This is a genomic window from Bradyrhizobium sp. CW1 (genome assembly GCF_023100665.1).
GTDB classification, from domain to species: Bacteria; Pseudomonadota; Alphaproteobacteria; order Rhizobiales; family Xanthobacteraceae; genus Bradyrhizobium; species Bradyrhizobium canariense_D.
The window spans coordinates 4771831-4785290 of the sequence record NZ_CP064684.1; the positions used below are offsets into that span (position 1 = coordinate 4771831).

Annotated in this window: 12 protein-coding genes and 1 pseudogene; 4 read left to right on the forward strand and 9 right to left on the reverse strand. The window is 64.4% G+C overall.

Annotated elements, in window-relative coordinates:
* The first annotated feature begins 43 nt into the window (after positions 1 to 43).
* Positions 44 to 649 (forward strand): TIGR00730 family Rossman fold protein, encoded by a 606-nt coding sequence (locus IVB54_RS23570; protein WP_018459347.1) that lies wholly within the window; start codon positions 44 to 46, stop codon positions 647 to 649.
* Here IVB54_RS23570 and IVB54_RS23575 read toward each other — a convergent pair.
* The 4 genes from IVB54_RS23575 to cysS all read right to left on the reverse strand — a co-directional run bounded on the left by IVB54_RS23575 (position 646) and on the right by cysS (position 4675).
* On the reverse strand, positions 646 to 1023 hold the full coding sequence (locus IVB54_RS23575; protein ID WP_018459348.1) for a VOC family protein: 378 nt from the start codon (positions 1021 to 1023) through the stop codon (positions 646 to 648). The two genes, IVB54_RS23570 and IVB54_RS23575, sit on opposite strands and share 4 nt — an antisense overlap.
* A 49-nt stretch (positions 1024 to 1072) precedes the next feature.
* Entirely contained in the window at positions 1073 to 2671 is a 1599-nt protein-coding gene (cimA, locus tag IVB54_RS23580) for a citramalate synthase (RefSeq protein ID WP_018459349.1), read from the reverse strand.
* Positions 2668 to 3177, reverse strand: coding sequence for a GNAT family N-acetyltransferase (locus IVB54_RS23585; protein ID WP_085385796.1), 510 nt, complete (start codon positions 3175 to 3177; stop codon positions 2668 to 2670). Before IVB54_RS23585 ends, cimA begins: the two co-directional genes overlap by 4 nt.
* Positions 3178 to 3292: 115 nt before the next feature.
* A complete protein-coding gene (gene cysS / locus IVB54_RS23590) occupies positions 3293 to 4675 on the reverse strand; it encodes a cysteine--tRNA ligase (RefSeq protein ID WP_018459351.1) in 1383 nt (460 codons plus the stop codon).
* Positions 4676 to 4966: 291 nt separating this feature from the next.
* On the opposite strand from cysS, the gene IVB54_RS23595 reads away from it, so the two are divergent.
* Together IVB54_RS23595 and IVB54_RS23600 are read left to right on the forward strand one after the other, a co-directional pair.
* Positions 4967 to 5272, forward strand: a complete 306-nt coding sequence (locus tag IVB54_RS23595) for a hypothetical protein (RefSeq protein WP_026233782.1) — start codon at positions 4967 to 4969, stop codon at positions 5270 to 5272.
* Positions 5273 to 5403: 131 nt separating this feature from the next.
* Positions 5404 to 6597 (forward strand): DUF2865 domain-containing protein, encoded by a 1194-nt coding sequence (locus IVB54_RS23600; protein ID WP_085395861.1) that lies wholly within the window; start codon positions 5404 to 5406, stop codon positions 6595 to 6597.
* A 207-nt stretch (positions 6598 to 6804) separates the two neighbouring features.
* On the opposite strand, the gene IVB54_RS23605 is transcribed toward IVB54_RS23600, so the two are convergent.
* The 3 genes from IVB54_RS23605 to IVB54_RS23615 all read right to left on the reverse strand — a co-directional run bounded on the left by IVB54_RS23605 (position 6805) and on the right by IVB54_RS23615 (position 10400).
* Positions 6805 to 8562 (reverse strand): NAD+ synthase, encoded by a 1758-nt coding sequence (locus tag IVB54_RS23605; protein ID WP_018459354.1) that lies wholly within the window; start codon positions 8560 to 8562, stop codon positions 6805 to 6807.
* Between the two features lie 91 nt (positions 8563 to 8653).
* Positions 8654 to 9007 (reverse strand): diacylglycerol kinase, encoded by a 354-nt coding sequence (locus tag IVB54_RS23610; RefSeq protein ID WP_018459355.1) that lies wholly within the window; start codon positions 9005 to 9007, stop codon positions 8654 to 8656.
* A gap of 4 nt (positions 9008 to 9011) precedes the next feature.
* On the reverse strand, positions 9012 to 10400 hold the full coding sequence (locus IVB54_RS23615; RefSeq protein ID WP_018459356.1) for a 3-deoxy-7-phosphoheptulonate synthase class II: 1389 nt from the start codon (positions 10398 to 10400) through the stop codon (positions 9012 to 9014).
* A gap of 180 nt (positions 10401 to 10580) precedes the next feature.
* Here IVB54_RS23615 and IVB54_RS23620 point away from each other — a divergent pair.
* A pseudogene (locus tag IVB54_RS23620) lies at positions 10581 to 11476 on the forward strand (alpha/beta fold hydrolase).
* 7 nt (positions 11477 to 11483) lie between these two features.
* Here IVB54_RS23620 and IVB54_RS23625 read toward each other — a convergent pair.
* The gene (locus IVB54_RS23625; RefSeq protein ID WP_018459357.1) at positions 11484 to 11747 is read right to left on the reverse strand and encodes a hypothetical protein; all 264 of its coding nucleotides are present in this window, start codon (positions 11745 to 11747) and stop codon (positions 11484 to 11486) included.
* Positions 11748 to 11934: 187 nt separating this feature from the next.
* Positions 11935 to 13419, reverse strand: a complete 1485-nt coding sequence (locus IVB54_RS23630; protein WP_026233785.1) for an aldehyde dehydrogenase family protein — start codon at positions 13417 to 13419, stop codon at positions 11935 to 11937.
* Positions 13420 to 13460 lie beyond the last annotated feature (41 nt).

Sequence of the window (13460 nt, forward strand, 5' to 3'; positions counted from 1 at the left end):
GATTGGGCTTGACGCCTCTTCGCTGCAATGCATCATGGCACCAATGAGCACGATCAAAACCGTCTGTGTCTATTGCGGCTCCGGCCCAGGAACCAATCCCCGTTTCACCGAAGGCGCCAAGGCGTTCGGCAAGGCGCTCGCCGAGAACAACATCCGCCTCGTCTATGGCGGCGGCTCGCTCGGCCTGATGGGCTCGGTGGCGACCTCCGTCCTCGATCACGGCGGCACTGTCACCGGCATCATCCCCGATTTCCTGCGGATGCGGGAAAACGCGCTGACGCGCGTGCAGGAGATGATCGTCACCCCCGACATGCACGAGCGCAAGCGACTGATGTTCGAACGCTCCGACGCCTTCGTGGCGCTGCCGGGCGGCGTCGGCACGCTGGAGGAGTTGGTCGAGCAATTGACCTGGAAGCAGCTGGGACGTCACGCCAAGCCGGTGCTGCTTGCCAACATCGATAATTTCTGGGAGCCGCTGTTCTCGCTGCTGTCGCACATGCGCCAGACCGAGTTCATCCGCGCCGGCCTTTCGGTCGACATCCTCAAGGCCGATCGGATCGAAGAGATTTTGCCGAAGCTGAAATCGGCTGCAGCGCAGATCGAAGATGCGGAAAAGCAGCTCGCACCGGAAATGGCGCGCAAGCTCTAGTCCGCAGGAAACGTCACCGCCTCGATCCGGTTACCATCGGGGTCGACAACGAAGGCTGCGTAATAACGCACGCGATCGTGCGGGCGGATACCCGGCGCGCCGTCGGATGCGCCGCCGGCCGACAGCGCTGCGGCGTGAAATGCATCGACCTCGACGGTCGTCTTTGCCCGCAGGCAGATATGGACGCCGCTCTCCGGCGGCACGTGCGGCATGCCCTCGCGCAGATTGATCCAGAATTCGGGATAGGCCTTGCCGAAGCCGATCGTCCGCGGCCGCGTGACGAGGCGAGCGAGACCGAGCGCGGCGAGTGTTGCCTCGTAAAATGTCGCCGAGCGCTGGAGATCGCTGACGCCGACAGAGATGTGATCGATCATGGGTCGCGCCCCCTCTCCTGCTCGTCATCCCGTTTGTGGCACCGCCGCCCTACGCCGGCGCGCCCGACTTCACCAGCTTGTAGATCACCGAATCCATCAGCGCCTGGAACGAGGCGTCGATGATGTTGGGGGACACCCCGACCGTGGTCCAGCTGTCGCCGTTCTCGTCCTCGCTCTCGATCAGGACGCGCGTGACCGCGCCGGTGCCGCCGTTGAGGATACGAACGCGGTAGTCGATCAGCGTCAGGCCTTCGATATATTTCTGGTACTTGCCGAGGTCCTTACGCAGCGCGACGTCGAGCGCGTTGACGGGACCGTTGCCTTCGGCCGCCGAGATCAGATGCTCGCCGGCGACGTCGACCTTGACCACCGCCAGCGCCACGGTGACGCGTTCGCCATGCGAATTGTAACGCTGCTCGACATTGACGTCGAACTGCTCGACCTCGAAATAATGCGGCACCTTGCCGAGCGTGCGCCGCGCCAGCAGCTCGAACGAGGCGTTGGCGGATTCATAGGCGTAGCCCTGCGCCTCGCGCTCCTTCAATTCCTCGACCAGCCGCGACAGTTTCGGATCGCTCTTCTCATAGGCGATGCCGGCGCGGTCGAGCTCGGCAATGACATTGGAACGGCCGGCCTGATCGGACACCAGCACCTTGCGATGATTGCCGACCAGCTCCGGCAAGACATGCTCGTAGGTCTGCGGATCCTTCAGCACGGCAGAGGCATGGATGCCGGTCTTGGTGACGAACGCGCTCTCGCCGACATAGGCCGCATGCCGGTTCGGAACGCGGTTGAGCATATCGTCGAGCGTGCGCGACACCTTGACCAGGGTCGCGAGCTTCTCCGCCGTGACGCCGATCTCGAAGGCGTCAGCAAACTCGGCCTTCAGCTTCAAGGTCGGAATCAGCGAGCAGAGATTGGCATTGCCGCAGCGCTCGCCGAGGCCGTTCAGCGTGCCCTGGATCTGCCGCGCGCCGGCGCGCACCGCGGCGAGCGAATTCGCCACCGCCTGCTCGGTGTCGTTATGGGCGTGGATGCCGAGATGATCGCCGGGGATGTGCTTCGTCACCTCGGTGACGATCGCTTCGACCTCGTTGGGCATGGTGCCGCCGTTGGTGTCGCACAGCACCACCCAGCGCGCGCCGGCTTCATAAGCAGCTTTCGCGCAGGCGAGCGCGAAACCGGAATCCTCCTTGTAACCGTCGAAGAAATGCTCGCAGTCGAGCATCACCTCGCGGCCGGCGGCCTTGGCTGCTGCGACGCTGTCGCGGATCGAGGCGAGGTTCTCCTCCTTCGTCGTCTCCAGGGCAACGCGCACCTGATAGGCCGACGACTTCGCCACGAAGCAGATCACGTCGGCCTTGGCCTCCAGCAGCCCGGCCACACCGGGATCGTTGGAAACCGAGCGCCCCGCTCGCCGCGTCATGCCGAAGGCGGTGAAGCGCGCATGCGAAAACTTCGGCTTGGTGCCGAAGAACTCGGTGTCGGTCGGATTGGCGCCGGGATAGCCGCCCTCGACATAGTCGATGCCGAGTTCATCGAGCATCTGGGCGATGATTTGCTTGTCGGTCAGCGTGAAATCGACGCCGTTGGTCTGCGCGCCGTCGCGCAGCGTGGTGTCGAACAGATAGAGGCGCTCCTTGCTCATTGCAGCGCTCCCGACGCGGGTCCACTGCCGAGCGTCTTCTGCATGGTGGTGTTGGCCAGCCATTCGTCGTTGACAGTGATGCTGTTGCGCTGCATGGCGACATAGCCGCGCTTGGCGAAAAAGCCCTGCGCGTTGTCGCTGGCATCGACCGTCAGCTTGTCGGCGCCGCGGCCGCCCGCAAGCTTTTCCAGCGCATCGACGAGCATGGTCGCGAGGCCCTGCCCGGCCACGGCCGGATGCACATAGAGCATGCGGATATGATCCTTGCCCTGCAGCGAGGCAAAACCCACCGGTGACCCCTCCAGCGTTGCGATCAGCGTCAGGTCGGAGGCGAGCCCCTTGCCGAACTCTTCGTCTTCCGCCGACGCCATCCAGGCCTGTTGTTGGGCCTCGCTATAGTCCTCGCCGGTCAGCTCTTCGATGCTGGCGGTGAAGATCGCGGCGAGAACCGGCACGTCCTCCGGCAGGAAGGGCCGCAAGCCAGGCTTTGGGAGTGCTTGTGCCATCGTCTTCACCACATCCCATAGAGTTTCAGCGCCAGCGCCACGGCAGCGCCGAGCAGCAGGATTTTCAGCGCGATGTAATAGAACCAGTGCCGCGGAAAAGGCGTATCGGGTCGCTTCATCGTGCGACCTCCCACGTCGTCCCTTCCTTGGAATCCTTGATCGCAACGCCCATCGCGGCAAGCAGATCGCGGATACGATCGGACTCCGCAAAGTCCTTGCGCGCACGCGCCGCCGTCCGCTCCGAGATCAGGCGCTCGACTTCCTTGGCATCGACGCCGCTCGCCTGCTGCTTGCGTCCTTCCCACTGCGCGGCACTCTCGGAGAGAAAGCCGAGCAGACGCAACGAACCCGCGAGGGCACCAACATCGCTGCCGCGCAGCCCATGCAGCGCCGCGATCGCCAGCGGCGTGTTGAGGTCGTCGAGCAGCGGCTCGACCACTGAGGGGGCGGGCTTGCCGGATGCGACGTCAGCCGCAACCCGATACCAATCGTCGAGCGTCCTGGCGCTCTCCTCCAGCGACTTCATCGTCCAGTCGATCGGCGAGCGGTAATGCGTCTTGAGCATATTCAGGCGCAGCACTTCGCCCGGCCAGTCCGCGAGCAGTTCGTGAATAGTGACGAAGTTACCGAGGCTCTTCGACATCTTCTCGCTTTCGACCTGCAGGAAGCCGTTATGCATCCAGTAGTTCGCCATGCGCTCCCGGTGGAAGGCGCAGCAGGTCTGCGCGACCTCGTTCTCGTGATGCGGAAACACGAGATCGATGCCGCCGCCATGGATGTCGAAGTGCTCGCCGAGATGCTTCCAGGCCATGGCCGAGCACTCGACATGCCAGCCCGGGCGCCCCTGCGCGGCGACGCCGGCGGGTGACGGCCATGACGGCTCGCCGGGCTTGGACGGCTTCCACAGCACGAAGTCGGTGTTGCCTTTCTTGTAGGGCGCGACATCGACGCGGGCGCCGGCAACCATCTCGTCCAGCGAACGATTGGACAGCGCGCCATAGCGCGGCAGCCCGGCATCGGCCGCGTTCATCGCCTGCGGCGAGAATAGCACGTGATCCTCGGCAACATAGGCAAAGCCGCCGGCAACCAGCCGTTCGATGATCTCGCGCATCTCGCCGATATGCTCGGTGGCGCGCGGCTCGACGCTCGGCCGCAGCGCGCCGAGCGCGTCGACGTCAGCGTGAAACTGTTTGCCGGTCTGCTCGGTGACTTTCCGGATCGCCTCGTTCAGCGGCAGGCCGGGGAAATCCCGCGCGGCGCGGTCGTTGATCTTGTCGTCCACGTCGGTGATGTTGCGGACATATTTGACGTGCGCCTCACCGTAGAGATGGCGCAGCAGCCGAAACAGCACGTCGAACACGATCACCGGCCGGGCATTGCCGATATGGGCGAAGTCATAGACCGTCGGTCCGCAGACATACATGCGGACGTTCTTGGCATCGAGCGGCACGAAGGTGCGCTTTTCCCGGCTCAGCGTATCGTAAAGGCGCAATTCCATAAGGATACCCGTCGGCTGTTGGCCGGGCGTCCAGTGCTCTCAATGGTTTTGAGAAAAGACGGCTCCAGCCAGCGAATCGCTAGCTCGTAATCTCGCGGCAAATGGCGCAAATGACGAGGAGACCGTTCATGACGGAACATATGGGCTATGAGGCGGCCCCGCGTCAAGAGAGCCGCGAAAACGCCGTCTTATCTCCGCAATGCGCAGCCGCCGCGCGCGGATGGTTCATCTCCTTAACCATTTGAGCCCATTCTGGAACTGGCAGTTCACATTTTTTGCCCCGGTGTTTTCATGCGATCATTGCTCGCGCTCATGTCCTGCGCCTCCATCCTTGCGGCGTCCAGCGCTCTCGCGGAGACCCGCGTCTTCATCATCCCGAACCAGGCGGACGGCTACGGCGTCGATCAGTGCCTGGCCAAGAGCGACAAATGCGGCGCGCAGGTCGCCCGCACCTACTGCCAGTCACGCGATTTTGCCCAGGCTTCGGCCTATCGCCGGGTCGATCCCGACGAAATTACCGGCTCTGTCCCCAAATCCGGCGCAAACTGCTCCCATGGCCATTGCGACGAATATGTCGCAATCACCTGCCAGCGCTGAATTCGCTCGGAACTGGCGTACCTTAGGCCCAATCGCTGGCCTCTGAAACGACGTGACGATGCCGCAGGAAGCGGCTATGGGAGGGCGCGCTCCGGCCTCCCCACATCACGCCTGGCCGTGACCTCGCTAGAATGGCGGATATGCCTGAATTTATGTCTCTCTCCCGTGCTCGCTTGATCCTTGCCTCTGCCGTGCTCTTCAGCACGGTTGCGCTCGCCAATAACGCGTTCGCACAGGCCGGCCCGCCGGGACCGCCGCCTCAGCCCGGCCAGAACGGGCTCGGACCCAACCCGATGTGCGCGCGCCTGGAAGGTCAGCTCGCCGGTCTCGATCGTGGCGGCGGCGGTGATCCCGCGCGCGAAGACCAGATCCGCCGCTATCAGGAATCTCAGACCAAGCAGCAGGCCGAGCTCGATCGTGTCACCATGCAGGCCAAGCGCATGGGTTGCGATTCCTCCGGCTTCTTCTCGCTGTTCAGCGGCCAGTCGGCGCAATGCGGTCCGGTCAACACCCAGATCCAGCAGATGCGCGCCAATCTGGACCAGATCACCGGCAATCTCGAACGCCTGCGCGGCGGCGGCCCCGGCGGCTTTAGCCCCGAGCGTGACAACCAGCGCCGCTCGGTGCTGGCAGCGCTGGCGCAGAACAATTGCGGCCCGCAATATGCCAATGCGGCGCAGTCGCAAGGCGGCGGCAATTTCCTGAGCAATCTGTTCGGCGGCAACAACCCCAATAATCCGCAAGGCGTGCCGCCGTCCGATCTCGGCCCGCAATCAGGCACCTATCGCACTGTGTGCGTGCGCACCTGCGACGGCGCCTACTTCCCGGTCTCGTTTGCGACCGTGCCGGCGCGCTTCCCCGACGACGAGAAGACCTGCAAGGCGCTGTGCCCGGCCGCCGAGGCCGTGCTCTACACCCATCGCAATCCCGGTGAAGACATGAACTCCGCGGTCTCCACCAGCGGCCAGCCCTACACGGCGCTGCCGACCGCGTTCAAATTCCGCAGCGAGTTCAACCCGTCCTGCTCCTGCAAGGCCGCGGGCCAGACCTGGGCGGACGCGCTCAAATCGGCCGACGACAAGGCGTCGGCCGAACAGCAAGGTGACATCATCGTCACCGAGGAGAGCGCCAAGAAAATGCAGCAGCGGCAGCTCAACAAGGGCACGCCTGCCGCCAATGGCAAGAAGGGTGCGGCTCCGGCACCGACGACTGCTGGCGCCCCGGCAGCAACGCCGCCGGCGGACACCGGCACCCCTGCGACGCCTTCCGAGAACAAGCCGATCCGTTCGGTCGGCCCGAGCTTCCTGCCGCAACAACAGAAGTAATAGCCCTTCCCTTCTCCCCTTGCGGGAGAAGGTGGCGCGAAGCGCCGGATGAGGGGTTCTATCCGCTCACATGTGCACATGAGTACGCGGAGATAGACCCCTCACCCGAATGAGTTCGCTTCGACAGCGGAGCTGCCCTCTCCCGCAAGGGGCGAGGGCACAATAACGCCGATCTCGGTTGCGGAAACGGCAGCGCAAGCGCCAGCCTCACCCCTCAAACGCGTCGATCGAGGCTTTGCTCCCACGCGAGACCAGCGTCTCATCCGGAGCGCCGAGCTGCTCGCCTTTGTCGCGAAAGCGGTTGGTGATGGGATAGCGGCGGTCGCGGCCGAAATTCCTGGCTGTGACCTTGACGCCGGGCGCGGCCTGGCGGCGCTTGTATTCGGCGACGTTGAGGAGATGGTCGATGCGGGTGACCGTCTCGCGGTCAAAGCCCGCGGCGATGATTATATCGAGCGGCTCTTCGCGCTCGATGAGACGCTCCAGGATGGCATCAAGCGCGTCGTAAGCCGGCAACGAATCCTGGTCGGTCTGGTTCTCGCGCAGCTCCGCGGTCGGCGGACGCGTGATGATGTCGGGCGGGATCACCTCACCGGCCGGCCCCAGCGCCCCCTCGGGCTTCCACGAATTACGCAAGCTTGCCAGCCGAAACACCTGTGTCTTGTAGATGTCCTTGATCGGATTGAAGCCGCCGTTCATGTCGCCATAGAGCGTGGCGTAGCCGACCGACATCTCCGACTTGTTGCCTGTGGTCACCACCATCAGGCCGGTCTTGTTCGAGATCGCCATCAGCAGCGTGCCGCGGGTGCGGGCCTGGAGATTCTCCTCGGTGACATCGGGCGGCAGATTCTTGAAGACGCCGGACAGGATGGTCTCGAACCCGGTCACCGCTTCGGCGATCGGCAGCACCTCGTAGCGGATGCCGAGATGGCCGGCGAGCTCGCCGGCGTCCGCAATCGAGCTTGCCGCGGTGTAGCGATAAGGCAGCATCACGCCGTGCACCTGATCGGAACCGAGTGCATCGACCGCGATCGCCGCGCACAGCGCGGAGTCGATGCCGCCGGAAATGCCGAGCAGCACGCCGGGAAAGCCATTCTTGGCGACGTAGTCGCGCAAGCCCAGCACGCAGGCCGCGTAGTCGGCGTAGTCTGCCTCGGGCTGCGCGGCGATCGGCCCGGTGCAACGCCAATCGTCGCCGCTTCTCGTGAAGTGCAGTGTGGTGATGCTCTCCGCGAACGCCGGCAATTGCGCTGCGAGCGAAAGGTCGCCGTTGAGCGCAAAGGAGGCGCCGTCGAACACCAACTCGTCCTGGCCGCAAACCTGGTTGAGATAGACCAGCGGCAGACCGCTCTCGGTGACGCGCGCGACCGCGACCGACAAGCGCACGTCGGCCTTGTCGCGGGCGTAAGGCGAGCCGTTCGGCACGAGGATGATCTCGGCGCCGGTCTCGGCCAGCGTCTCGACCACGTTCTCGTAGTCCTCGGACTCCTCAAGCCAGATGTCCTCGCAGATCGGCACACCGACGCGCACGCCGCGCACGGTGACGGGGCCGGCGGCAGGCCCGCGCGAAAACAGCCGCTTCTCGTCGAACACGCCGTAATTCGGTAGATTGCATTTGAAGCGCAGGCCAGCGATACGGCCGCCATCGAGCAGCGCGCAGGCATTATAGAGCCTGCCCTCCTCGACCCAGGGCGTGCCGATCAGCATCGCCGGCCCGCCATCGGCGGTCTCGCGCGCCAGCGCTTCGATCGCAGCGCGGCAGGCGGCCTGAAAGGAAGGCTTCTGCACGAGATCTTCCGGCGGGTAGCCGGCGATGAACAATTCCGGAAACAGCACGAGATCGGCACCGTCGGCGGCTGCCTGCACGCGCGCCGCGCGCGCTTTCGCGGCATTGCCCTCGATGTCGCCCATGGTCGGATTGAGCTGGGCGAGCGTGACCGCGAATGCGTTGAGACGTTCGGTCATGGCGCTCCGATCAGAGCATGATCCGGAAAAGAGTGAAGCGGTTTTCCGAAAAGATCATGCTGAAAAAACAGTTTAAAGCGCGATACGCGCTTTAAAGAAATCCCAATCGCTCGATGATGGCGATGATCCAGAACGCGCCGGCCATCAGCAGCGCGACACCGACCGCGGCCGAGCCCATGTCCTTGACCCGTCCGATCTGCTTGTCGTGATCCATGGTCAGCCGGTCGGCAAGCTTCTCGATCGCCGTATTGAGCAGCTCGACCACCAGCACGAACGCGACCGCGCAGATCAGCTCGACCGCCCGCATCGCGGTCGCGCCGACGAACCACGCGAGCGGCAGCGACAAGAGGAGCGCAACGATTTCCTCGCGGACGGCCTGCTCCGAGCGGAACGCAAAGGCCAGACCGTTACGGGAATTGATCGTGGCCTTCCAGATTCGCAGCAAGGTCTCAGAGCCCCGCTGCGACCGGCATCGGCCTGACCTTGCCGGCGCGTTCCTGCTTGAGCAGTTCTGCGACCAGGAAAGCCATATCGATGGATTGCTCGGCATTGAGCCGGGGATCACAGACCGTGTGATAGCGGTCGTTGAGATCCTCGTCAGTGATCGCGCGGGCGCCGCCGAGGCACTCGGTGACGTCCTGGCCGGTCATCTCCAGATGCACGCCGCCGGCATGGGTGCCTTCCGCGGCGTGGATCGCGAAGAACGACTTCACCTCGGACAGGATGCGGTCGAAGGGGCGCGTCTTGTAACCCGACGTCGAGGTGATGGTGTTGCCGTGCATGGGATCGCACGACCAGACCACCACTTTGCCCTCGCGCTTTACGGCGCGGATCATGTTCGGCAGATGCTCGCCGATCTTGTCGGAACCGAAGCGGCCGATCAGCGTCAGCCGGCCCGGTTCGTTGTCGGGATTGAGCACGTCGATCAGCTTCAGCAGTTCGTCGGGCTTGAGCGACGGGCCGCATTTGAGCCCGATCGGATTCTTGATGCCGCGGAAATATTCGATATGGCCGTGGTCGAGCTGGCGGGTGCGGTCGCCGATCCAGATCATGTGGCCCGAGGTCGCGTACCAGTCGCCGGTGGTGGAATCGACCCGGGTCATGGCCTGCTCGTAGCCGAGCAGCAGGGCCTCGTGGCTGGTGTAGAAATCAGTGGCGCGCAGCTCGGGATGGGCCTCGAGATCGAGGCCGCAGGCGCGCATGAAATTGAGCGCATCGGAGATGCGGTCGGCCAATTCCTTGTAGCGACGGGACTGCGGACTATCCTTGAGGAAGCCGAGCATCCACTGATGCACGCTGCCGAGATTGGCGTAGCCGCCGGTCGCGAATGCACGCAGCAGGTTCAGCGTCGCGGCCGACTGGCGATAGGCCATCAGCTGGCGCTGCGGATCGGGGATGCGCGCTTGCTTGGTGAAGGCGATGTCGTTGACGATGTCGCCGCGATAGCTCGGCAGCTCGACACCGTCGATCTTCTCGGTCGACGAGGACCGGGGTTTTGCGAACTGGCCGGCAACGCGCCCGACCTTCACCACCGGGACGGCGCCGGCATAAGTCAGCACCACCGCCATCTGGAGCAGCACGCGAAAGAAGTCGCGGATGTTGTTGGCGCCGTGCTCGGCAAAACTCTCGGCGCAGTCGCCGCCCTGCAGCAGGAAGGCCTCACCGGCTGCGACCCGCGCCAGCGCCTTCTTCAGATTGCGCGCCTCGCCCGCGAACACCAGCGGCGGAAAGGTCGCAAGCTGCGCCTCGACGTCGGCCAGGGCCTTGGCGTCGGGATAATCGGGCACCTGTAGCACCGGCTTGCTGCGCCAGGACTCGGGCGTCCACCGCTCGGACATCGCAATCTCTCCGTGAAGCAAAAAGCACAACCTGATCTGTGGGTTGCGAGGGTCGCCTTATACACAGGGTGGCCACCGGCCGCCAGTTGTAAATCCGTCTGGCACTGCAAAGCCTTGCGGGGAAAGCCAAATTCGCACTTGCTGGGAACTGCTTGGAAACTGGCAAGATACCTTCGGCCCATGGACGTGGCACTAGACGACGTTTCATCGACGAGATCAGCTTCCCGGCGACTGACGGATATGCGCTGACCGGCACCCTATTCCTGCCGCGCGGGACCAAGCGCCATGCCGTCTTGATCAACTCCGCCACCGCCGTCCCGCGAAAAATCTATCGTGGCTTTGCCTCCTATCTCGCCCATCGCGGCTGCGCGGTCCTGACCTACGACTATCGCGGCATCGGCGACTCCCGGCTGCCGGCGATGGTCGGCTACAACCGGCCGAAATCGCTGGTCGGCTTCAAGGCCTCGATGTCGGACTGGGCCGCGCTCGACGTCACCGCCGCAGTGCACTGGATGCGCGAGCGCTACAATACCCTGCCCTTGACCTATGTCGGGCATTCCTTCGGCGGCCAGGCGCTCGGGCTGCTCGCGAACAACACGGACATTTCGCGCGCCGCGTTGGTGGCCTCGCAGGCGGCGACCTGGCGGCTGATGACGTCGCCGGAAAAATACCGCGTCTTCGCCTTCATGAATTTTGTCGGCGTGCCGCTCGTGCACGCGCTCGGTTACGCGCCGGCCTGGGCCGGCATCGGCGAGGATTTGCCCAAGGGCGTCTTCCTGCAATGGGCCGAGTGGGTCTCGAGCCCCCGCTATCTCTTCGATTCAAAGCTGCCGGCGCTGGAGAATTTCGCCAAGTTCAAGGGCGAGCTGCGCACCCTCTGCTTCTCCGACGATCCCTGGGCGACGCGGCCCGCGGTCGAGCTGCTTGCGAGCGGATTCACCGCGATCAAGCCTGAGGTGCTCAACGTGAAGCCGTCCGACGTCGGCGCCAAGGCGATCGGCCATTTCGGCTTCTTCCGCCCCGACCACCGCGACACGTTGTGGCGTGGCGTCGCGGAATGGATCCAGGGAGAGTAGACGGCGCTTACCGGAGGATCGTCGTCAGCGACGAGTAGCGCTTGTTCGGCTTGGCTTCGCCCGGCGCGAACTGCGCAAAGGCCTGGCTGACGCGGACGGCCGGCGGCGTATCGCCCGCAAAACGAAACTCCTTAGGCCGCGGCGCGTAAAAACTGGCGCTGTAATAGGCGTCGTCGAAGCGCGCCTCGCCGACCCCGAACATTGCGTCGCACGCGAACAGAAGTGCGTAGACTCCCGCGATTGCGACGACGACCTCCCTGAGAACTGACATGCTGATGCCCCACCCTGTTGCAGGCAGGATGCACGCCGGTTCCAAAGCCGGGGTTTAAGGCCGCATGGTTCTTGTCCGCAGGGTTTGCCGCCGCTGAGCAGAAAGCAGACAATCTTATCGATCCCGAAAAAAGAGCCCGCCTGCACGGGTGGTCAGGCGGGCTCCAGGGTTGGCCGCTCGGGAGGTATCAAACGGCCAGATTCATCCAGACAGCCTTGGGCTCCGTGAAATTGTCGAGCGCGGCGGTGCCGTGCTCGCGGCCGAGGCCGGAGTCGCGCTCGCCGCCCCAGGGCAGCCGCACGTCGGTATAGCCATAGGTGTTCATCCAGACCGTGCCCGCGCGCGCCCGCTTGGCAAAGCGCTGCAGCTTGCCGATGTCGCGGCTCCAGACGCCGGCGGCGAGGCTGTAAGCCGTGCCGTTGGCAATCCGCAAAGCGTCGGCTTCATCCTTGAACTTGATGACGCTGACGACGGGGCCAAAGATCTCCTCCTGCGAGATCCGCATCTCGTGCGCGACATTCGCGAACACCGCGGGGCTGATGAAGTAGCCGCGATCGCCGACCTTCTCGCCACCGGTGACGAGGGTCGCGCCCTCCTTCCGGCCGATCTCGACATAATCGAGGACCGACTTCATCTGCTTCTCGGATATGACGGGGCCGAGCGTCGTCTTGCGGTCGAGCGGGTCGCCGATCCTGAGCGACTTTGCGCGTGCCGCCAGCCGCTCGACGACCTCGCCATAGGCTTTTTCCTGCACCAGCACGCGAGAGCCGGCCGAGCAGACTTGGCCGGCATTGAAGAAGATGCCGGAAGCCGCAGCTTTCGATGCGGCTTCGAGATCGGCATCGTCGAAAATGACGTTGGCCGACTTGCCGCCGAGCTCGAGCGAGACGCGCTTGAAGTTGCTAGCGGCGCCCTTCATGATTCCCCGCCCGACACCGGGAGAGCCGGTGAAGGTGACCTTGTCGACGTCGGGATGATTGACCAGCGCGTCGCCGACGACGCGGCCGGGGCCAGTGACGACGTTGAAGACGCCCGCCGGCAGGCCGGCTTCAAGCGCGAGCTCGGCGATGCGTAGCGCCGACAACGAGGTCAGCTCGGCCGGCTTCATCACGATGGTGCAGCCGCAGGCCAGCGCCGGCGCGAGCTTCCACATCCCGATCATCAGCGGGAAATTCCAGGGCACGATCGCCGCGACCACGCCGACCGGCTCTCGCACGGTGTAGGTCAGGGCATCATCGCGCACGGGTACGACGTCGCCGCTGATCTTGTCGGCCCAACCGGCGTAGTAGATCAGCGTGTCGACGGCGGCCGGAAAATCCTGCCGCGATGTCGCGGCGATCGGCTTGCCCGCATCGATCGACTCGAGTTCGATGATCTCCTCGGCGTGAGCCTTGAGCAGGTCTGCCCAGCGTAGCAGGATCTGGCCGCGCTCGGACGCCCGCATCGTGCGCCAGGGGCCTTCGAAGGTCCGGCGCGCGGCCGCTACTGCATGATCGACATCGGCCTCGTTGCCTTCGGCGACGATGGCGATGACCTGCCCGGTGGCCGGATTGAGCGACTTGAATGTGCGACCGGAGTTCGCCGGGACGCGGCGACCGTCGATCAGCAGATGCTGTGGCCGGGACATGAACTCGGTGGCCGGCGAGTGTGCAAAGTCATATGCAACAGACATCATATTCCTCCAGTTCTGGTATACCAGACTAGGCGCCTGTG

What these genes read in the sequence shown, in the direction of transcription:
- IVB54_RS23605 (WP_018459354.1), bottom strand. Translation starts at nt 8,562, where the DNA reads ATGACCGAACGTCTCAACGCATTCGCGGTCACGCTCGCCCAGCTCAAT.
- IVB54_RS23615 (WP_018459356.1), bottom strand. Translation starts at nt 10,400, where the DNA reads ATGTCCGAGCGGTGGACGCCCGAGTCCTGGCGCAGCAAGCCGGTGCTA.
- IVB54_RS23625 (WP_018459357.1), bottom strand. Translation starts at nt 11,747, where the DNA reads ATGTCAGTTCTCAGGGAGGTCGTCGTCGCAATCGCGGGAGTCTACGCA.
- IVB54_RS23630 (WP_026233785.1), bottom strand. Translation starts at nt 13,419, where the DNA reads ATGTCTGTTGCATATGACTTTGCACACTCGCCGGCCACCGAGTTCATG.
- IVB54_RS23600 (WP_085395861.1), top strand. Translation starts at nt 5,404, where the DNA reads ATGGCGGATATGCCTGAATTTATGTCTCTCTCCCGTGCTCGCTTGATC.
- cysS (WP_018459351.1), bottom strand. Translation starts at nt 4,675, where the DNA reads ATGGAATTGCGCCTTTACGATACGCTGAGCCGGGAAAAGCGCACCTTC.
- cimA (WP_018459349.1), bottom strand. Translation starts at nt 2,671, where the DNA reads ATGAGCAAGGAGCGCCTCTATCTGTTCGACACCACGCTGCGCGACGGC.
- IVB54_RS23570 (WP_018459347.1), top strand. Translation starts at nt 44, where the DNA reads ATGAGCACGATCAAAACCGTCTGTGTCTATTGCGGCTCCGGCCCAGGA.
- IVB54_RS23585 (WP_085385796.1), bottom strand. Translation starts at nt 3,177, where the DNA reads ATGGCACAAGCACTCCCAAAGCCTGGCTTGCGGCCCTTCCTGCCGGAG.
- IVB54_RS23575 (WP_018459348.1), bottom strand. Translation starts at nt 1,023, where the DNA reads ATGATCGATCACATCTCTGTCGGCGTCAGCGATCTCCAGCGCTCGGCG.
- IVB54_RS23595 (WP_026233782.1), top strand. Translation starts at nt 4,967, where the DNA reads ATGCGATCATTGCTCGCGCTCATGTCCTGCGCCTCCATCCTTGCGGCG.